A 22,178-nucleotide genomic window follows, 5' to 3' on the forward strand; every position below is an offset into this window, starting at 1 on the left:
TATTTTAATAAGTCACCTACTATGACATCGCCATCATCATAGAGCTTGGATTCTCAAGGTATGATTTCCACAAGTTACAGAAGCGAGCAATGGTTCCGCCATCAATAACGCGGTGATCGCCTGACCAGCTCACGTTCATAATTTGACGAGCAACCACATTACCAGCGTCATCAAAACGTGGCAGTTTTTGCAGTTTACCCAGCGCGACAATCGCCACTTCCGGCTTATTGATAATTGGGGTTGCAATGGTTCCACCAAGTGCACCAATATTTGAAATGGTAATGGTGCCATGTTTCATGTCATCTTGTGCCAGTCGGCCAGCACGTGCTGCATCTGTTAAACGTGTTACTTCGTTCGCTACATCAACAATAGATAGGTTTTGGACATGTTTGATGTTTGGCACTAATAAACCAACTTTACTATCAACCGCCATGCCTATATTGTGCTGGCTAAAGAATTGCAGTTCACTAGCATCACTGGTTAATTGACTATTAAGTACTGGGTACTCTTTAATCGCCAGTGATAGCGCTTTAATGAAAAACGGCATCATGGTGAGTTTTACACCCTGCTCTTTATAAGCGTCTTTCATACCGCCGCGCAGTGCAATGAGCTCTGTTAGATCAATTTCTTCACTATAGGTAAAATGAGGAATCGTGCTCACCGAATCGACCATTTGACGAGCCATGGCCGCCTTGATACCACGTATCGGCTCAACACTGGCCACATGATTGGCAGCAACATCTCCACCAATCACAGTGGTTGGCACCGTTGCTGTCTCTGCGACTGAACTAACCGGCACTTCAACAACAGACGGCGCTAATAAGTCACTCTTATAAACACGACCATTTTTACCTGAACCTTTAACCTGCGTTAAATCGATATTCATCTCTCGTGCAACACGGCGCACTGCAGGACTCGCAATAGCTTTCTTGTTGTTGCCAGTATTATCAGTATTAACAACAGGCGCTGCGGCTCGTTTAGTGTCGGCTACCGGTGCAACAGTCGCACTAACCTCACCTTCACAACGATAACTAAACAGCGGCGCATGAACTTTAGCGACGCCGCCCTTTTTAGTAAACAGCTCACTGACGATGCCATTTTCCATCGCAGGAATTTGCACTAACGCTTTGTCGGTCATCACGTCACAAATTGGTTGGTCTTCTTGAATTTCATCACCAACAGCCACTAACCATTCAACCACCTCACACTCAACAATGCCTTCGCCAATGTCAGGTAATAGAAATTCTTTGGTGATTTGCCCCGTTGTTACCGCTGGTGCAGCAGTTTGAGCAACTTCTTGCACTGGTGCAGGGGCGACTTCATCGTCAGGCTGAATTTCAAACAAGGGTGCGTGAACTTTCGCGATTTCACCTTTCTTATGATAAAGACGAGTGATAACACCAGTATGCATTGATGGAATTTGTACCAATGCTTTATCGGTCATTACATCTGCTACCGCTTGATCTTCTTCAACGCGGTCACCTTCGTTTACAAGCCATTCAACAAGTTCACACTCGATGATACCTTCACCAATATCTGGTAATAAAAAATCTTGTGCCATGATTATTCCTCAATACACATTTACGCTTTAGCTGGCGTATTGGTTAATTATTAAAAATTGACTGACGCTTTAATCGCTTCAAAAATTTTGTATTTGTCGGCAACGTATTCTTTTTCTTGCATAAGCGGATAAGGTGTATCTAAACCACATACGCGGCCAATCGGCGATTCTAAATGTAAGAAACATTTATCACTGATAGTGGCAGAGATCTCGCCAGCAAAACCACCAGTAATTGGTGCTTCATGGCTGATAATAAGACGTCCTGTTTTAGTGACAGATTTGGCAACGGTCTCAACATCCCATGGTGACAGCGTACGTAAATCAATGATTTCACATGAAATACCTTGTTCTTTCGCCATCTCACATGCTTGCTCAATGATTTCCATTTGAGCGCCCCAGCCAAGCAATGTTACGTCAGAGCCTTCAGTAACAACTTCTGCTTTACCCAACTCAATTTCATAGCTCTCTTCTGGTACTTCGCCAATAGAAGCACGGTATAGACGTTTAGGCTCAAAGAAAATTACTGGATCTTCGTCGTTAATACATGCTGTTAACAACCCTTTTGCTTGGTACGGATTACGTGGCACCACAACTTTAATGCCCGGCGTGCCAGTAAAATAAGCTTCAGGAGATTGTGAATGATACAAACCACCGGCAATACCGCCACCGTACGGCGTTCTAATCACTAACGAGCCAACATTAAACTCGTTACCACTACGGTAACGGAATTTTGCCGTTTCATTCACAATTTGATCAAAAGCAGGGAAAATATAATCAGCAAACTGGATCTCAGCAATTGGCACGCTACCTTGAGCGGCTAAGCCATTAGCAAAACCAAGAATACCTTGCTCAACGAGCGGCGTGTTAAAACAACGGTCTTTACCAAACTTTTCTTGCAGTCCACTAGTTGCACGGAATACACCGCCAAAATGACCAACATCTTCACCAAAACACAATACGCGATCGTTTTGTTCCATTGCGTGGTCTAACGCGCTGTTAATCGCGTGTAATAAATTCATTTGGGCCATTAGTGAGACTCCCCTTTTGCACTTGGATAAGCATCTGGATATTTAGCAATATGCGTTTTAAGTTCGCTAAGTTGTTCTTGTAGGTGCTTAGGCACATCGTGATAGACATCAGTCACTAGTTCTTCTAATGCTGGCGCGGCAATCTTTTCTGACACTTTTAGCTCACGCAGAACTTCGGTGCGATACGCTTCATAAATCTCTGCTTCTTTATCTTCGTCCCACCAGCCTTGCGCAACCATCCACGTTTTAAAACGTAATACGCCGTCAATTTGAGCCCACAAATCTTCTTCTTCTTTTGAGCGATAACCGCTAGGATCATCTGATGTTGAATGAGCGCCTAATCGATAACTCATGGCTTCAATTAACACCGGCTTGTTATGCTTTAACGCATACTCACGTGCTGTTTGAGTCGCCAGTAATACGGCGAGTAAATCATTGCCGTCAACACGAATCGTTTCAATACCATACCCAACACCACGAGGCGCGATGCCATCGCCAGCATATTGCTCTTCAGTACCTGTCGAGATTGCATAACCGTTATTACGACAAAAGAAAATTGTTGGTGTTCTTAATACCGCAGCCATATTCAAGCCAGCATGGAAATCACCTTCTGATGCGGCGCCTTCGCCAAAATAACAAATGGTAACGGCATCTTTACCTTGAAGCTTTTGACCATACGCATAACCGGCGGCTTGCGGAATTTGGGTCGCCAATGGCGACGAAATAGTCATGTAGTTAAGTTCGTTTGAGCCATAATGAATTGGCATTTGGCGGCCTTTACCTAAATCTTTCGAATTAGAAAATAACTGATTCATAAAGTTTGGCGTAGAGAAGCCACGAAAACGTAATGCCGCCTGCTCGCGATATTGCGCCATAATCATGTCGTCATCTGATAGCGCCGCGGCACTGCCTGTGATTGCCGCTTCCTCACCTTTACATGTCATGTAAAAACTAATGCGTCCCTGACGCTGAGAGGCAACCATACGCTCATCAAATACGCGGATAAATGCTAGCGTGTCGTATATTTTTAACGCGAGTTCTTCGTCAATATCAGGCATTTGTGCGCCTTCAATAACGACACCTTGCGGATCTAACACTTTTAGCGTTGGAATATCCAAAGCATCGCCTTTAATAAACGATGCTTGGTGAATGGCATTCACCACTTTGCTATCAGGTCTATTCATGATGTTCCTTTATTTGTAGCTTTCAGTTTACTGGGTAACTGCGCTTTTCTTAGTTTGCATTTAGGCATCTTGCATATCAATGTCAGTGGTTTACTTTATCGAAAACACTGATGCCAATGAATAAGTTTTTAGTGGCATTTACTTTACCTATACGTAAACTGACTGACAATACAGAGCGGTCAATTATGAATCAGTTTTTAAACTTCAAAAAAAAAGGAACTGTAAATTAAACATTACAGTCCCTTCGATTATGACTAAAAAACAGGTAGATAGTTATGGCAGCTCAGTGGAAACCACCATCAAGACAGCACGATTACCATTGGCGACTTTTGCATTGGGAAATACGATTGCTTCACCCTCAGCTTCAATTTTATAATCAACATCGCCTTCTGACGCTAATTTAAATCCAACTGGAAAGCTCGTAAAGTTAACGACATCGTCGGCAAAGAAGAATTCAAAGCTATCATCGTGTTTATATATCGCACGGTTCACTTTAAATAAGTTAAAATCAGACGCTTGATAATCACGTAATTGCATATCACCACCAACAATCATAGCCTTTAACGTTTCACGTACTTCAATGAATCGGGTCATGTCATTTTCACCAAACGGACGTACTTTACCAAGCTCAACGGTAAAGGCATGAGCGCCGTAATCATTAGATGAAAAGTAACTAAATGTTGTTGTAGGACCATTTGACAGTAAAATCGTATTAACACCGCACGCTAACATGATTTGCAGTTGCTCTTTACTGTATTCTTTGCCGTGTAAAAATGGATAAACCGAAAACTTTTCATTCTTAGAGCCGCGAATTGCGGTGTGTAGGTCGTAATGAATACGTTCTTTGTCACTGTTTAGTTGATAAAACTTATCAACATATTGCTCTAGTTTTTTGGCGCGGATGCGCTCACGATTACAAAGTCCTGGCGACTTTGAGTGTGCACCGCTAAACAAACGATTCATATTTTCTTCTACAAAACGTTCGCCAATATTCATTGAGGCTGGATTACCAAATAAAAACATGATGCGATGGGCTGGCAACATTTTTTGATCGAGTAAGTCTTGAACAAAATCACTACAAATTTCTATCGGGCCAGTTTCATTACCGTGTACACCACAAGATAAAATAATATCCTTGCTGCCTTCTTGCGGCGGCTCAAAAACAATAACGCCGGTATCCCATACCTCAACATGACACCCGTTTTCTAACGTGAAGTCTTGGGTTTGCTCACTGCTCCACTCATTGGCGCGTGTAAAGCTCATAAAATCTTGCTGTTGGTAAGGATGTGACACGAAAACTCCAGAAAAATGAAAGATAACCGCGTTATTATAGCGAGAAGCAGACAAGAAACATACTGTACAGTCTTGATTATCCAATAAAAAAGCAGCCTAACGGCTGCTTTTTAAGTGTCACAATAACAAGTCTTAAATAGATGTAGTGAGATTGGTCAGCCAATCTGGCATTAAATCAACTAACAAGGTTTCTAAGTAGCGATCGTAACCAAGTAAAATAGTCATCGCTATTAATACTAAAAACACTCCTAGTAACCTCTTCGTTAAATTAACGTGTTTATTCAACTTATCACGGTTAATTAATTTACCAGACACACTACCTAATACTAATGCACACCAGCACCCAAACCGAAAATCAGCATAATTGCGAAAACAATAGGCAAACTATCACCTTGGATCGCTAACGAAATTGCAGCGCCAAGTGTTGGTCCGACACAAGGTGTCCAAACAAAACCGAGCAGCGCACCAAGAATGAACTGACCACTGACACCTGTCGCTTCATAGGTTGCCACTTTATTATTACCACGGCTCATTAACCGTGACGCTAATTGTGTAAACTTTTGATTAAGCGGATCGATAAGAATAATCAAACCAAACGTCAGCAAGATTACTGCACTTATGGTTTTGATGACACTAATATCAAAGTCCCATGCAATAGCCGCAAAACTAATAAGGCTACCTGTGACTGCAAAGGATAATGAAATACCAAGAATTAGCGCCAATAAACCATTTTTACTCTGCTGCAATGCGCTTGAGATGATGATTGGCAAGATAGGCAATACACAAGGCGATAGTGTACTGAGTACACCAGCAACAAAGCTAAAAAAGAATGCTGAAATTTCCATTATTATTTAGCTTTCATGGTAAATAATACCAAGTTGACAAAGTTATTGCCCACTTTTGCTGGTTAAAATAAAATGAATGTTGCGTTGCTTTCAATCCCAATAGCCAGCTATTGCTCAATCAAGCGCCTTGCCTTCATTTGTTTTTCCTTCGCAAAACAAGATCACAAACTCAATCAAATTGGTATAAGTTAAATAGTTTACGTTGATCTGTTTCAGCAATCTTACGACCAATTTCTTTATCGCCTTTGTAACGAATTAATGTACTTTGACGAAAGGCTTTAAAATGTTTAACCCATTCTTTTTGTTTGTCGTAATCAACCTTTAATACCGTTAAGTCGCTTTCTGGGTGCGCTTTAAAAAACGCCTTGATAACTTTACCCTGCTTACGACAAGTTGGACACCATGTGGCGTAAACGTCAATTAGAATATCGGCATTTTGTTGTTGTAGTTGTTTAAAGCCGTCTTCGGTAAACTGCATCACACCAACAGCAAATGCCGAAGTCGAAGTCGAAGTCGAAGTCGATAAGAATAACGAACAGATAAGTAATAATTTTTCATGAAAATTTCCTGAGATATAGATTTCAACCTTACAGACCTATCCCAGTTAAAAAAACTGTCACAAAATATCGTTAATTATCGCAAAAGATTCTCATTCGCTTATTAAATCATCAACTCGATAGTTAAGGATGACCAAATAATCGAAAATTCCAATTCTCAACGTGACCGGTTTCAAGACGTTTTTTGATAGTAGATTGCCATGAGGTTGATAATGGCAAGGCAAGCAATTGCTTTAGGCCATCAATATTTAACGGATCGCCAAAATAAATATCACATACCTGCGCTATGGTTAGCGCATTATCAACACGCTTAATACGCCTAAATGAAGCGCCCTCTTTCACTATGCCAGCTTTAATAACACGATAAAGCCATCCGCAACGATTAGTCTGTTGCATTTGAAGAGAGAACTTATCAATTTGCCAGCGCTTATTAAGTTTAAAGCATGGTGAGCGAGGCTGACTCACCTCAACAATAACCTCTCCCCATTGGAATTGATCGCCAATACATACATTATGTTCGTCAAATCCTAGCGTTGAGATATTCTCCCCCATCGATGACGGTAACCAATCTCGGTCAATGGCTAAGGCCTGATAATACGTCTGCCAAGTTGCGTAATGCTCTTGTGGATAATGATGCAGCGCTCGTTCTGTGCCGCCATGATGCTTGGGATCAGCGCACTCATCAGTAACAATGCCATAGTCGTCAATTTGTATATCGCCTATGACCAGTTGCTTGTCGATAGCCGTTTCAATGCCATATGCTTGAGTTACTTTACCGCTATAAATCGTTAATACCGTCATTTTAAAATCCAAAGTCCCCCCAAGTGAACGGCATTATACCAATGGCTATTTAGAATGAAAGATTCGTCTCAATTACTGTGTCTTTTATCTGGGATGGCAAGTTTTTACTTTACCCCATTGGAATTTAATTATAGACTTCTAGCCATCTAGACACTCAAACGAATTTTAAGAGAGATTAATTATGCAAACTGCAACTTTCGGTGGTGGCTGCTTCTGGGGCGTAGAAGCATTATTTCGTCAACAAGACGGTGTTATTGAAGCTTTTTCAGGCTATGAAGGAGGCGAACAAGATGCCCCGACCTATCAAGACGTATGTAGCGGCGCAACGGGTCATGCCGAAGTTGTCGAAGTCACTTTTGATGAATCAGTCATTAGTTATCAGCAATTATTGGCAATTTTCTTTGAAAACCATAATCCAACACAACTTAACCGACAAGGTTTAGATGTGGGCTCTCAATATCGCAGTGCTGTTTTTTATCACAATGACGAACAACAAGCGCAAGTAAACAACGTTATTGAACAATTGACTACCGAAAAACGTTTTGGTGATAAAAAGATCGTGACTGAAGTAACACCAGCAAGTACCTTTTATAAAGCCGAAGAGTACCATCAAAAATACTATGCGAAAAATGGTGGTAGTTGCTCAATCTAATTAACGGTTTTTAAAGCACGTTTCAGCTGCTGAATCTAGGTTCAAAAACGGTTGTTTCCAAAGGACACAGTAATGACTCAAATACCGCTGTATTTTTTACCCGGTACTCAATGTGATAACGCGTTGTGGCAAAAGGTATTTGAGCTGTTGCCACAAAATTTCTCGCCCATTTCGTTGGTCATTCCGCGCGGTGAAGACTTACCGAGTATTGTTAGCATGTTGCGTCAAGAGCTTCCCAACGGCCAATTAAATTTAATTGGCTTTTCATTAGGAGGTTACGTTGCCTCTCTTTTCGCAACGATCTACCCTCAACAGATTAATCAACTGCTTGTGATTGCCAATGATCCAAAAGCGTTACCGCTACATGAAGTAACAACCCGCCGCCAAACCCTAGATTACATAAAACAACATGGATATAACGGCATGCCCAAAGCACGAATTTGCCAAATGTTGTCACCTGTGAATCATCAAGAGCGTGAAATCATTGATACGATAATGGCAATGGATAAGCGTGGCGGCGAATCCATGTTGGTCAATCAATTATCGAGCACGACACAGCGAGAAGACTTACTTGGCTCTTTGAATCAGCAATCCTTTCCCATTAAGTTTGTGATTGGTGAACATGATAATTTAGTCAATACAAACGAGCTTCAACAGGCATTGTCTAGTGATTACTTGTCCATTGAACAACTTGAAAACTGCGGTCATATGAGCCCGCTTGAATCTCCTCAAGCACTGGCTCATATTATTGAAGGGTATTTTAAAACGGACTAGGATATTGCTTAAATACCTGATGAATATCGTCTAGTACGGCTTGCGATAATGGTTCACTAAAGGCATCAATATCTTGAGTAAGTTGCTCCATGGTCGTCGCGCCAATAATACTTGAGGTAACGCCTTGCACCTGATCGCACCAGCCAAGTGCTAACTTCACCGGGGAAATTTCATGACTTGTGGCTACATCGACATAGGCTGCAACCGCTTTGTCAGTATTAGTTGTATCTCTAAATAATCCATTACGTTGCATTAATGTCCAGCGGCTCCCCTCTGGTCTCGCCCCACCAAGATATTTCCCCGACAAAGCGCCAGTCGCTAGTGGTGACCAAGGCAAATAGGCAATATTCTCATTGACACATTGTTCAATTAAATAAGGCCAGTCTTTAGCATGTAGCAAACTAAACTCATTTTGAATCGATACCATCTTGGGTAAATTGTGTTGTTCGCTTAAACGCAAATACTGACTTATACCCCATGGCGAATCATCAGATAATCCACAATGACGAATCTTGCCACTTGTAACGCACTTTGCCAGTCCTTCCAGAATATCTAGCTTCTGGGCGATATGAGGTTCACTGTCTTGCCCTAAAAACGGCATACCGTTAGGCCATTGATTGCCAAAATGCGCTATTGCTCGATTAGGCCAATGCAACTGATATAAGTCGATGTAATCTGTTTGTAATCGTTGCAGTGAGCTATCTACCGCTTTAATCACATTATCACCAGTGATCGGAGCACCGTCACGAATATAACTGAAGCCTGGTCCTGCGATTTTGGTCGCTAATACAATATCTTCGCGTTGATTTTGATGACGACTCAACCAATCACCAATAATTGACTCTGTTTTGCCATAGGTTTCTTCACGCGGCGGGATCGCATACATTTCTGCTGTATCAATAAAATTGACGCCGCGCGCTAGTGCATATTCAATCTGTGCATCTGCATCAGCCTGATTATTTTGCACCCCCCAAGTCATACTTCCTAAACACACTCGCGACACAGACAAACCGCTATCACCCAACGGAGAATATTTCATATCTTCCCTATCATTAAACATTTTTCATCAGCGTAATGGTTCAACAAATTATGTCAACCACTACCGGTGAAGAAGACAAGAAAAAGAAAGCGTTAGACCATAGTCAATCGACTAACGTCCTATTGAAAATAGTATCGGCAGAGCGGCCTCTGTGCAACAAATAACCAAGACAATAGAAATACATTAAACCAATGATAAGTATCAGATTAATTTATTGCTGCGCCATTATAGCTAACAACGCTTAGCGCTATACTGCGCGCGATTTCACGCTCTCCATCCTCACTAATTTATAAGGTTATCACACCATGATTTCAGGTGTCATATTAACGCTTGTCGCGCTTGCATTTATACTCATTGTCATTGAAGACGTTATCCATGTTAACAAGGCAAAAACGACGATGTTCTTCGGCACATTAAGTTAGATAATTATTTTCGTGGCGCCGCTAGATGGTTTAAGTAGTGAAGCGCTTAAACATAAGCTTGATCATAATATTTTAGAAATCGCGACCTTGTGGTTGTTCTTGATGGCAGCAATGACCTTTGTTGCCTATTTAAACTCCAAGGGGTTTATTCAAAACCTAGTACATCGGATCATGCCAGCCCAGATCAGTGAACGAAAACTGATGTTTCTCATTGGTATTTTCGCTTTTATATTTTCATCAATTTCCGACAACATCACGGCAACGTTGATTTCTTTAGCGGTGATTATGTCGCTGAAACTTGATGCCAAGAAACGCATAAAATACGCGACATTAATTGTTTTCGCGGTTAACTCCGGCGGTGTATCCCTTATTACTGGTGATGTAGCTACCTTAATGATCTTCTTGGCAGACAAGGTTACCATCAGCCATTTATTATTGCTTATCATACCCGCAGCAATCAGTGTGCTGTTCCTCGCTGGCATGTTATCTATTGGCATGAATGGCACCTTGACGTTTGAAAAGGTTGACGCAAAGCCTATAGAAAAGACGGATATTGCCATTGCCACCATTTTTCTAAGTACTATTTTGGGTACCCTACTCTTAAGCGCTCTCTATCGCGTACCACCAGTACTTAGTTTTTTATTCGGTTTGTCTTTAATGTTCTTGGTAGCGCAGTTTTTAATGCGTAAAAAAGACGTGAATCGTAAAATTATCGATTACATTCGTGAAATTGAATACGACACCTTACTTTTCTTTGTTGGTGTATTATTGCTCGTTGGCGCGCTAAAAGAGATAGGCGTGCTGGCACAATTTACCACGCTTTATCAACACGTAGCGCCAACCTACGCCAATTATCTAATGGGGATAATGTCTGCGTTAATTGATAATGTGCCGCTAACTGCTGCGCTACTCAAGGCTGATATTGCTATGAATGCACGGCAATGGTTAGCATTCACCTATGCTACAGGTGTTGGCGGTTCAATGCTTATCATAGGCTCTGCGGCGGGCATTATTGCGATGAGTAAAGTAAAAGAATTAACGTTTACTAGCTATCTAAGAATGAGCCTATATCTACTAGTTGCTTATACTATTGGCTATTATGGCGCGTATTTGGCTGGTAGTTTCATCTAGGTTAATTAAGCATAGTGTCAGTGAGTGTGGATCGATTAGAAAAGCGTATGTCGATTATCATTCACTGTTCTATGGGCTTTATTCTGATAGTCAATGCTTTGCATTTGAGTTAATCGACTCACCGTTCGTTTAAATGCGTTCGTGACGCGGCCGCCTTGGTATAGGGATTCAATCGAACAATTTGCATCGATAATAAGCAGTTTTTGACGGTCATACAATTCATCCACCAGCGCGATAAAGCGACGAGCGCAATCATCAAGTAAGCCAATTTGTTGTGGTGATGCAGGCAGAAGTTTGTAATTAGTATCGCCGTCTTCAGTGCCCTTTGTCATATGTTCAGTACTAATTATTCCTCCTAATTGAACCAAATTACTGATAACGATGGTTTTATAAGTGTCTGCAAGATAGATATAGTCATTTTGACTACGAGGTCCATCACACAAGGCTAAAAAATCAAACCATATCGTGTCTTCGTGTTGTCCCATACTAACAATCTCGCGATTACAGACATTGATAACTTGCGGGGCATGGATTAAATTTAGCGATTCAACTTTTTGTGAAAAATCTTGCTGCTGATTAACGTAATACACAGGCGAGTAAAAGGTATGCGTAGTTCTATAATCAACCTCACCATCTAAGGAGAAAACCTCTAAATGCTGCTTAAGGAGCTTAATCGACGGAAGAAAGCGATCACGTGCTAGTCCACCCTCATATAGATTGTCAGGGGGTGTATTGGAGGTCGCTATAATCATGATGCCATGTTGATGAAGTACATTAAAAACACCACCTAATAACATCGCGTCAGCAATATCAGAGACAAAGAATTCATCAAAACAAATGACATCAACTTGCGAGGCTAATTCTTTTGCGACCATTGTTAAAGGATCAACCTGCCCTTGAAGTTCATTCAATCTTTTGTGCAATCCATGCATAAAATGATGAAAATGAACGCGAGACTTTCGCTCTGTTTTAAGGATGTCATAAAACATATCCATGACCATGGTTTTACCCCGTCCTACGCGCCCATAGAGATAAAGGCCTAAGGAATGAACATCATTTTTTAGCGCATATTGGCGCTGTGCTAAGGCATTAACAGCACCTAACTGGAGTGAATCTTCCGTCAACCTTTGTTCGACTAACGCGCTTTTATATGCAGCTAACACAAATGACAATACCTTAAGAAAATGGCAAGTTTACAGCGACTTTTTCACTGACACAAATGAGAATGCTGACCTGTTCAAGAATTATAATTACTCAAATATCACAGTTTAATAAATCAATGTCTTATCAAACGGCAAGCTTCACGCTACAATTGCGTTTTTTCCAGTAAGAGTCAATCCATGTCTATCCAGTGGTTCCCCGGTCTAACAAAATAGCGTCCTCTAATGTCTTTACACATCCACATTTACCACAAAACCATTGTATATAAAGCACTTAGATTCTATTAAAGTCCATTAACATCCAACACTAGCTCCAACTTTTAATACCCCATTTAGTACCCCATGAGTTATACTCCCGTAAATCAGCTAACCTGACGACGAGAAACATCATGGCTAGACAAGTTATTCGCTTAACCGATAAACAGATAAAAACAACAGATGCGACGGGTAAAGAGTTCACTCTATCTGATGGTGACGGTTTACAATTACGTAAGTTCAATAATTATTTAGACTGCCAAGATTCTAATAAAATTGGCTGTAAAGCATCTTTAGTATCTTGGGTTATCACGTTACCAACACCGGAAGGTACATTGTAAGATGCCATCGCTGCTACAAGCTGTTCAACTCTTTCATTCAACAATACAGAATTACCAACTTCAATTTCGTCTACTTGATTATTCACACTACTAAACCAATCACTAATAGTGACACTGTCATTAGAATCTATGATATTAATTTGTAGGTTATTTTTATCACGGCTGAACCAAAGCTCTTCTATCGAGATTTCATCACCAAATTCCAGAACATCAGTTTCACTTGGCGCGCTATTTTGTAGAATAGTGTCATTGCCACCTCCTAACTCAAATTTATAGTGATCATTACCACTTCCGCCATTCAATTGATCATTACCAGCACCGCCACGTAATACATCATTTCCACTTCCACCTATAAGCACGTCATCTCCTTCTGCACCTATAAGTTGATTGTTGCTAGCATTACCAGTTAAAACATCATTTTCAGAGGTCCCTGTTATTACTTCGCTCAAGATGTCATTCGTTTCATCTGTTGCTGTCGGTTTAGTAACGCCAAAGGCTCCAAATAATTGAGCAGCACTTATCTGGCCACCGCTTGCAAACTCTAATGTTTCAATTGTTCCAGCCAATGAAAAGAAGTTCTCTATCCGCACCTGATCACCAGCAGAACCAATGCTTAATATTAAGTCATTACCTGATTTTTGAAGCCCACTAGCCACATCGTTGAAAGAAATGTTATCAATAAAACGAATAATATTAGTTCCAGCTGTATCAATAATAGTATCTGAACCACTATTCGAACCGATCACATAAACATCATCACCAGAGCCACCAATTAGTTGATCATTTCCCGATAAGCCAGACAAAGTATCATCACCTCGCCCAGCAATCATAATATCGCCGTTTATCGATCCCTCAAGAGCATTCTCTGCTCCATCTCCAAATACAAGTGTTTTTGATACTTCAGTATTTGTAGGAGCAGCAAGTCCAAAAGCGCCCAATATTTGCGAGGCTGTTAATTGGCCACCAGTTTCAAACTCAAAGGTTTCAACAGTATTGGCTAATGAGAAAAAGTTAATAATAGCGACACTATTCTCGTTTCCAGCGATTTTTAAAATTAAATCATTGCCTGATTTGACCAAACCACTACTAACGTCTGAGAAAGTGATGCCGTCAACAAATCTAATTTTATTCCTTCCTTCAACATCAACAATGACATCATTACCACTATTTTCACCAATTAGATACGTATCATCTCCTGAGCCTCCCATAAGACAATCGTTACCTCCTGCGCCAGATATATCATCATCGCCAGCGCCAGCAATTATGATATCGCTACCCTCACTTCCATTAAGTGAGTTATCTTCCGCCAACATTGATATAAGAGTGGATTGTTCACCTCCACCAGTTTCACCTCCACCAGTTTCGCCTCCACCAGCTTCACCTCCACCAGTTTCCGTTGGCAATGGTGTTAATTGTGCAGCTATTGCGGAAGCATTTTGTGTATATCCTGTACTGGCTTGAATCATTATCTCACTGTCACCACCCGTAAAGTGATTCTCAACTCTGACTTGTTGTCCACTATCGCCATCAACTCGTACAATCAAGTCATTTCCATCTTGGTGATAACTCAACCTATCTAACGCGACATCATTAAAAAATAAAATATCTTGTCCAGAATCTTCATCGGAAATAATGTCCTTTCCAGTTCCAGCGTAATAGTAATAATGGTCATCTCCACTGCCACCATCAAGATAATCATTGCCATCTTCGCCTACCAGGATATCATTACCCTCACCACCAATAATGACATCGTCACCTGAGCCTGAACGAGAGCCATTCCCCCCATATAACTGATCGTTACCACTTCCACCTTCAATACGATCATTTCCTGAGAGGCCGAATAGCTGATCTGCGCCATCAAGCCCTTGAATTAGGTCTTTTCCGCTTGTGCCAACTACTTGTTCACTATTCTCAGTACCAACTTTTACGGAGTCAAAGTCGTTATTTTGTTCTTCTCCACCTTCCGCTAATTGATTAATTTGTGCCGTTTGAAGCAAGTAACTTCCAGCAGGTTGAATCCATGCTATAGAGGAATCACCGCCTAGGAAATGATTAATTACTCGGATCGATTGACTGCTGCCATCATCGACTGAAATTAACAGGTCATCTCCATCTTTAGTAAAATTTAATCTGTCAATTGACAGCGTATCAGAAAAAAGAATACCGCTAGTTCCATTTCCGCCAGCATGCACAACGTCATGGCCACCATTATCTTTAATAACGACCCTATCATCACCATCTCCGGTTATAAGAACATCGTCTCCTGTTCCGCCATCTAGATAGTCATTTCCTGCGCCACCATCAAGACTGTCATTTCCACTTCGCCCAATTAATTGGTCATCACCAGCTTCACCAAACAATATATCGTTACCTACCTCACCATCTAAGTAATCATTTCCATCATCTCCATGAATTTCATCATTACCAGCACGTCCCCATATTTTGTCATTACCAGCACCGCCATGAATTTGATCATTTTCGTTACGATATCCCAACAGGTTTTCGGCCTCATCGGTACCATGAGTAACAACTAACGCTTGTATATCAGCATTACTTAACGAAGTACCATCATCGAATTCAAAACTATTTATTTTGAAATGGTCAGTCGGTTCTTGGTACCAGTTTTGTACTGTGATCTTGTCTGTACCATTTGCATGGGCAATAACTAAATTATTACCATGTCGCTCAAAACTTAAATCATTTAATGAAATGGAGCTGCCAAATTGCAAAATATCTTTGGAGGGAGTTACATTGCTGTATGCTTGGTCTGGTTTTGTTTCTATGATTAGATCAGAGCCATCACCTATATTAAATAAATAAGTTTCCTGTTTAAAACTACCAACTAGCTTATCATTGCCTTTGCCACCAATTAGAACACTATCTCCTTCGGAAATAAGCGTATCATTACCATTACCTCCATCAAGACTGCCTTTTCCAGACAAAGTATCATTACCATCATCTCCGAATAACTGACCAATACCACTCACTTGATCATCGCCTTCACCGCCATGAAGTACATTACTTCCTTGATAGTCGACTAATACATCGTTACCTACATTTCCTTCAAGAGTATCGTCAGTGGTATAGCCTGCAATTTCATTGTCAAGATTGTCGCCAATTAATAATCTAGCAAGTAGCTCCTCTTTACTCCATTGTGTGCCGTCGTCAAAGTTGATTTGGTCAATAGCAGCAGAAGTATTTCCTCCATCAATAAAGAAACCGGTTACAACGATTCGATCATTGCTACCATAATTTATGTGCAAATCATCATCTGCTCTTATTATTGTAATGTCATCAGGTAAAATACCAGATGTAAAATTGATCGTATCAACAAATATAGCGTTATAATCACCACCGTCTGGGGTATTATTGTTATTGATAGTGTCTATGCCATCACCAACAGAAAATTGATAAGTGTCATGGCCAAATCGGCCATTGAGTATGTCGTTACCAGCTCCCCCAATCAAAATATTAACTCTGCCTTTGCCAGATAATAACTCGTCTTCACTTGTTCGGTCGTAAATATAAGAGCTTCCAGTTAAAATATCATCGCCAGCACCGCCATTTAGAATTCCTATTCCTTTTAGAGTATCTTGGCCTGCGTTTCCGAACAATTCACCATCACCATATAACTTATCATTTCCATCATTACCGTGAATGATGTCATAGCCTCTATTACCAAATAGAACATCATTTCCATCACCACCTATGATAGTGTCGTTTGAGTCATAGCCATCAATGCGGTTATCTAAATCATCACCAATCAATGCTTTTGCCAATATATCTTTATAATTCCATTGCGTACCATCTTCAAAAGTAATTTGGTCAATATCACCTTGCTGTCCCCATGCATTTTCTACGAAAAACAATCCAACAACGATACGATCATTTAAACCGTAATTAAGATACAAATCCCCATTACTCGCCCTTGAAACCTTTACGTCAGTGGGCGAAACTCCTGATATGAACCTAATTTTGTTGGTATAAATATCATTATCTACATCCTTATAACTTTTAATCGTATCAGTGCCATCGCCTAGTGAAAACTCATAGGTATTGTTACCATTAATCAAACCACCAACTAATATATCGTTACCAGCTCCACCAATGAATATATCATCCCCATCAAGCCCCGTTAGCGTGTCATTACCAATGCCACCCATTAACACATCATCATTATTTCTTCCCTTGACAATATCATCGCCAGCGTCACCATTAAGCGTCCCTGCACCTTCTAATGTATCATTGCCACTACCACCGTTAAGAATACCGGTCCCTGTCAATACATCATCGCCATTACCGCCATTAAGAGTGCCACTTCCACTTAGTCGATCATTTCCGTCATCACCAAATAATTGTCCTTTACCATAAACGTTATCGTCACCGTCATTCCCATGAAGTATATTTTGCCCGCGGTAATCTGACAAAGTGTCGTTATCTGCACCGCCATGCAACTCGTCATTTTGTTCACCACCATATAACTTATCCGATCCGTTACCGCCGTGAATGATGTCATTACCGTCATTACCTCTGAGAGTATCATCGCCATCGCCACCGAAAATTGAATTATTGGCTGTATTACCTTCGATGACATTGTCTTGAACATTGCCAGTACCTTTTAAAGCCTCGCCTTTAAGCGTTAAAGCTTCAACATTATCCCCTAGAACATAGTCAACTTCCGATTCAACAATATCGTAACCTTCATCGGCTAATTCAATAACCTCATCACCAGCATCATCGACAATGTAAATATCATCGCCTGCCATGCCGTACATTTGATCAGCACCACTCCCCCCATCTAAAGTATCATTGCCTGCCTTGGCATAAATAACATCGTTACCGTCGAAAGTTTCAAAGCGGTCATCTCCACTCGTCCCATTTAAGGTATCGCTTTCAGATGTTCCCGCTAGATCAAAGCCTAATGCTAGAATATCATCATATGAAAATGTCACACCGTCAGAAAATTTCACCCCAGAGAAAACAGGGGCTTGATCAAGGTCATCGTGTTTAAAGTCTTCAAAATGAACAACAGCAACACCATCAACCATAATGGCTAAAGAGCCTAGTGCAATGCCAAAAGAATATTGGTTATACTCAAAATCGAAAACGAGATATCCGTCTGTAACGCCATTAATCGTATCTATGCCATCACCGTAGTTATATATAATATCAGTTGCTCTAGAGCCAATATTAATAATGTCATTTCCCTTGCCACCGCTAACTAAACCTCCGCCAGAACCAACATAAATAACATCGTTTCCATCTTCTCCAGAAAGAATATTATGACCTAAACCGCCATAGAGAATATCATTGCCTTCACCGCCATATAGTCTATCGTTACCTGCACTACCGTAAAGCTCATCATTACCTACTCCACCTGATAGTTGGTCATTACCTTCACCGCCATATAAAATGTCATCACCCTCTTTACCAAAGAGCTTGTCATTACCAGTATCTCCATTAAGTTCATCACTACCGGCTTCGCCGATGAGCTCATCATCTCCAGCACCGCCATGTAACGTATCATCATTGGCTCCCCCATTTAGCCAATCGTCTCCAACACCGCCCGATAACTCGTCACTTCCAATATCACCAAGGAGAGTGTCATTTCCTTCACCACCAGTTAAAGAATCATTACCTGCGTTACCGTTGAGAATATCGTCTCCGCTCTCCCCCAATAACAAATCATTTCCTATACCGCCATAAAGTCCATCATTTCCTGAACCGCCATAGAGATTATCACTTCCTGAACCTCCGACTATTTTATCAGCGCCGTCTTTTCCGTATAAAATATCATCGCCAGCATGCCCCTGTAATTCATCGTTACCAAAACCACCATCAAGAGTATCATTGCCATCATCACCAAAAAGTTCATCATTTCCTGATCCACCAAAAAGCTTGTCCTCGCCGACTCCTCCGGTAATAATATCAATGCCACTTTCTCCATGTAGAGTATCATCACCATCATTACCACTTAGTTGATCATCTCCATCACCGCCACTAAGGACATCATCACCTTCGCCACCAAATATTAGATCGTCACCAATTCCTCCGCCAATAGTGTCATTTCCTATACCGCCATTAAGCTCATCATCCCCTCTATCACCATAAAGAATGTCATCACCATCTTCCCCAAAAATTTTGTCATCACCAGCGCCGCCATGGAGCTCATCATTACCAGAACCACCTACTAGCTGATCATTATTTTCATTACCATAGAGAATATCTTCGCCTATTCCACCAAACAGGTTATCATCTCCAGAGCCGCCATGAAGTTTATCATCACCAGCATCACCTGTTAGCTGATCGTTACCAACGCCGCCGTCTAGAATGTCGTCATTATCACCGCCATATAAAAAGTCATTGCCATGATCACCATATAAAAGGTCCTCTCCGGCTTCTCCATGTAAAACATCACCACCAACGCCTCCGTCCAGAATGTCATTCCCTATACCACCATTAAGCTTATCATCTCCGTCACCGCCACTAAGGACATCATCATCTTCGCCACCAAATATAAGATCGTCACCAATTCCTCCGCCAATAGTGTCATTTCCTATACCGCCATTAAGCTCATCATCTCCGTCACCGCCACTGAGGGTATCATCATCTTCGTCGCCAACTAGGAGATCATCCCCGGCGCCACCATATAAGTTATCGTTTCCTGCCCCACCTAATAATATATCGTCTCCCACTCCTCCGTGTAGAGTATCTTCACCACTAATCAAGGATGAATCAACACCAAACTCCCACGAGAAGTCTCCATATAAGACATCATTACCGACTCCACCATAAAGTATATCGTTTCCTTCAGCACCAAAAAGTTCGTCATCGCCTTCTTCACCATAAAGAAGATCATCACCATAATTTCCCCAAACAATATCATTACCACCACCAGCAAAGATTAGATCCGCATCTCCACCCAAAGGGCTAATATCAAGATTTAATGGTGAGAAAATAAGTCCAAACTTAGCATCTTCAGTCACAGTCCAATGTGTCGAATATTCTTTTTCATTAGTTTCTTCATCAGTAATTACATGGAAAAAGTTTCCAAATCCATCACCTCTGATATAATCATTGCCAGCCGCACCATAAATAATATCTTTACCGGCACCGCCAAGTAATACATCAGAAGCCTTACTCCCAACTAAAGTATCGTCACCGTTATCCCCACTAAGTGCATCGCCAAGTTCACTACTTCCTTCGCCATGCATACGTTCATCATCAGTCAAAATATCAATGTCATTCGCAATCAAGACATCATCTTGTCCGCCATCAAGTTCAGAGTAGAACCCGCTGATGTAATCACGACCTTCGCCGCCAACTAAATAATCATTACCATCGCCACCATTGATAACATCATCACCATCGCCGCCATAAATTTGGTCGTCACCTTCCCAAGAGACCAAATAATCATTGCCATTAAGCCCGTTAATCACTTCTGCATCATTGGGGCTTTGACTACCAGTGCGCTTAACTTCGCCTAATCCTAACTCGCTGCCTTCATTAACGACAACTTCAAGTGTATTAGAAACATCTTCTAGCCCAGCGTAATCTTGTAGATTCAATCCAAAGTCCCCATTTCTAAAATGGTTTACTTGAATCCAACTTTGTTTGCCGTCGACATCGGATTTAATTTGTAACTGTCCATCAAAAACAATTAGTGTAATATCACCATTTATATAGGTGCCACTACCTTCTAGTGTTTCAGTAAAATTGAGAGTGGAAATGTCGACGTCATTGATGAATATTTTGTCGCCATCGTGCGTGCTATCAATGAGAGTGTCAAAGCCATCACCCGTGTTAAATTTGTAGGTATCAGCGCCTGCTCCGCCTGAAAGAATATCCCTATCTTCGCCGCCTATGAGCGTATCATTACCCGTTCCACCGAATAATTCATCGTTACCACTACCACCTTCTAGGCGGTCATTATTGTCTCCTCCATAAAGTCTATCATTACCAATACCACCATCTAACGTATCATCTCCACCCAAGCCAAATAAAACATCATCACCTACACCAATGAACCATCCTCCATCTAATTCATCAGCATCACTTGTTCCAATTTGCGTATCTTCAAACAAGTTTAATATCGCAGCTCCAACAGTATCTACCCCTTCAACGGCACTTTCTCCGACTTCAGAAAAATAACTTAGAAGATCATCATAAGCCACTTTGCTCATATCAACGATGTCAATATCATGTAGCTTGGCAAATTCATGCGCTGTTCTCAAAGCGACTCTTAGCCCTGTTTCTTGATCATTCATCGGTATACTCGCTAGTGCAATAATAGGCATTCCCAATAGTGCAGGAATTATCGCTGCCATATTCGCGCCAGAGTCCTCAGTATAGCCATAAGAAAATGTTCCAAGTGCTCCTAAAAGCGCTGTGCCAGAACCATCACCACCCAACCCAAATTTTTCTAAAGTTTTTGCCATTGCTATAGCAGTCATTTCAACAAATTGATCCCTATTGCCAGCATCAACAATAATGTCCCCCACTTTTTTGGGAGAAGCCAATACCTCACTTCCTCCCATCTTAGTACCTGCTGGCAACACAGTATCCCAAAAGTAAAACGCTCCGCCCCATTGACTTAAACTCAGTTTTCCTTCATCAATAGCCGCGTTAATATCATGAGCGACTTGCTCTGATAATTTCGGAAGTTCACCAATATTATCATCAGGGTACTTTGCTATTATCGCCTCAATTTTTTGTTGAAGAACGACTTCACTATCATCAAGAAGTGCCATTATTTCTTGATTTTCAGCAATAATATCTTGATACAGGTTTCTGCCAATGGCATTGCTAATATTCTTTATGTTCTCATCACTATTTATAACCGCTGGATTAGTCCTTGAAGCAATTTTTAAACTCTCTTTGTTAATTTGTTGAATAAAATAGGCTGATTGAGTTGGTTCCTCTTGAAGCACACCATCAACAACATCATTTAAGTAAAAGTTTATATCTGTCGCTTCTTCAAACCAATAACGATGCTTCTTGTTTACCGCGTCTAATTGGTCTCCAAAGTGTTCGGCAATATAGTGATAGAATCCACTATAGTTAGGCAGAGAGGTATTTAATTGAAACTCAAATATCATCTGAGCTAATTGTGCGCTTGAAATTTTAATAGTCATT

General features: G+C 41.0%; 12 protein-coding genes and 1 pseudogene. 3 read left to right on the forward strand and 10 right to left on the reverse strand.

Annotated features, from left to right (window positions below; translation table 11 throughout):
• Positions 1–19: 19 nt before the first annotated feature.
• The 7 genes from ACMAZF_RS10720 to ACMAZF_RS10750 form a co-directional block, all read right to left on the reverse strand.
• Positions 20–1,561 carry a dihydrolipoyllysine-residue acetyltransferase gene (locus tag ACMAZF_RS10720; protein WP_435273840.1) on the reverse strand — a complete coding sequence of 514 codons (1,542 nt, stop codon included), beginning with the start codon at positions 1,559–1,561 and terminating at the stop codon, positions 20–22.
• A gap of 50 nt (positions 1,562–1,611) precedes the next feature.
• A complete protein-coding gene (locus ACMAZF_RS10725; protein WP_435273841.1) occupies positions 1,612–2,589 on the reverse strand; it encodes an alpha-ketoacid dehydrogenase subunit beta in 978 nt (325 codons plus the stop codon).
• A complete protein-coding gene (locus tag ACMAZF_RS10730; protein ID WP_435273842.1) occupies positions 2,589–3,773 on the reverse strand; it encodes a thiamine pyrophosphate-dependent dehydrogenase E1 component subunit alpha in 1,185 nt (394 codons plus the stop codon). Before ACMAZF_RS10730 ends, ACMAZF_RS10725 begins: the two co-directional genes overlap by 1 nt.
• A gap of 273 nt (positions 3,774–4,046) precedes the next feature.
• Positions 4,047–5,066 (reverse strand): succinylglutamate desuccinylase, encoded by a 1,020-nt coding sequence (gene astE / locus ACMAZF_RS10735; RefSeq protein ID WP_435273843.1) that lies wholly within the window; start codon positions 5,064–5,066, stop codon positions 4,047–4,049.
• Positions 5,067–5,392: 326 nt separating this feature from the next.
• The gene (locus tag ACMAZF_RS10740) at positions 5,393–5,911 is read right to left on the reverse strand and encodes a cytochrome c biogenesis CcdA family protein (protein ID WP_435273844.1); all 519 of its coding nucleotides are present in this window, start codon (positions 5,909–5,911) and stop codon (positions 5,393–5,395) included.
• A gap of 169 nt (positions 5,912–6,080) precedes the next feature.
• On the reverse strand, positions 6,081–6,389 hold the full coding sequence (locus tag ACMAZF_RS10745; protein ID WP_435277228.1) for a thioredoxin family protein: 309 nt from the start codon (positions 6,387–6,389) through the stop codon (positions 6,081–6,083).
• 202 nt (positions 6,390–6,591) lie between these two features.
• Positions 6,592–7,269 carry an MOSC domain-containing protein gene (locus tag ACMAZF_RS10750; protein ID WP_435273845.1) on the reverse strand — a complete coding sequence of 226 codons (678 nt, stop codon included), beginning with the start codon at positions 7,267–7,269 and terminating at the stop codon, positions 6,592–6,594.
• A 181-nt stretch (positions 7,270–7,450) separates the two neighbouring features.
• On the opposite strand from ACMAZF_RS10750, the gene msrA reads away from it, so the two are divergent.
• Positions 7,451–7,921: a peptide-methionine (S)-S-oxide reductase MsrA gene (gene msrA, locus ACMAZF_RS10755; RefSeq protein WP_435273846.1), complete on the forward strand. Its 471-nt coding sequence runs from the start codon at positions 7,451–7,453 to the stop codon at positions 7,919–7,921.
• 72 nt (positions 7,922–7,993) lie between these two features.
• Entirely contained in the window at positions 7,994–8,695 is a 702-nt protein-coding gene (locus ACMAZF_RS10760; RefSeq protein ID WP_435273847.1) for an alpha/beta fold hydrolase, read from the forward strand.
• Here ACMAZF_RS10760 and ACMAZF_RS10765 read toward each other — a convergent pair.
• The gene (locus ACMAZF_RS10765) at positions 8,682–9,734 is read right to left on the reverse strand and encodes an aldo/keto reductase (protein ID WP_435273848.1); all 1,053 of its coding nucleotides are present in this window, start codon (positions 9,732–9,734) and stop codon (positions 8,682–8,684) included. The two genes, ACMAZF_RS10760 and ACMAZF_RS10765, sit on opposite strands and share 14 nt — an antisense overlap.
• Positions 9,735–10,039: 305 nt before the next feature.
• Between ACMAZF_RS10765 and nhaD the strand changes: the two are divergent.
• A pseudogene (nhaD, locus tag ACMAZF_RS10770) lies at positions 10,040–11,287 on the forward strand (sodium:proton antiporter NhaD).
• A gap of 35 nt (positions 11,288–11,322) precedes the next feature.
• Here nhaD and zapE read toward each other — a convergent pair.
• Both zapE and ACMAZF_RS10780 read right to left on the reverse strand, forming a co-directional pair.
• Positions 11,323–12,450 carry a cell division protein ZapE gene (gene zapE / locus ACMAZF_RS10775; RefSeq protein ID WP_435273849.1) on the reverse strand — a complete coding sequence of 376 codons (1,128 nt, stop codon included), beginning with the start codon at positions 12,448–12,450 and terminating at the stop codon, positions 11,323–11,325.
• Positions 12,451–12,949: 499 nt separating this feature from the next.
• On the reverse strand, positions 12,950–22,177 hold the full coding sequence (locus ACMAZF_RS10780; RefSeq protein ID WP_435273850.1) for a calcium-binding protein: 9,228 nt from the start codon (positions 22,175–22,177) through the stop codon (positions 12,950–12,952).
• Between the last annotated feature and the right edge of the window lies 1 nt (position 22,178).

This window comes from Psychrobium sp. nBUS_13 (genome assembly GCF_051201665.1).
GTDB lineage: Bacteria > Pseudomonadota > Gammaproteobacteria > Enterobacterales > Psychrobiaceae > Psychrobium.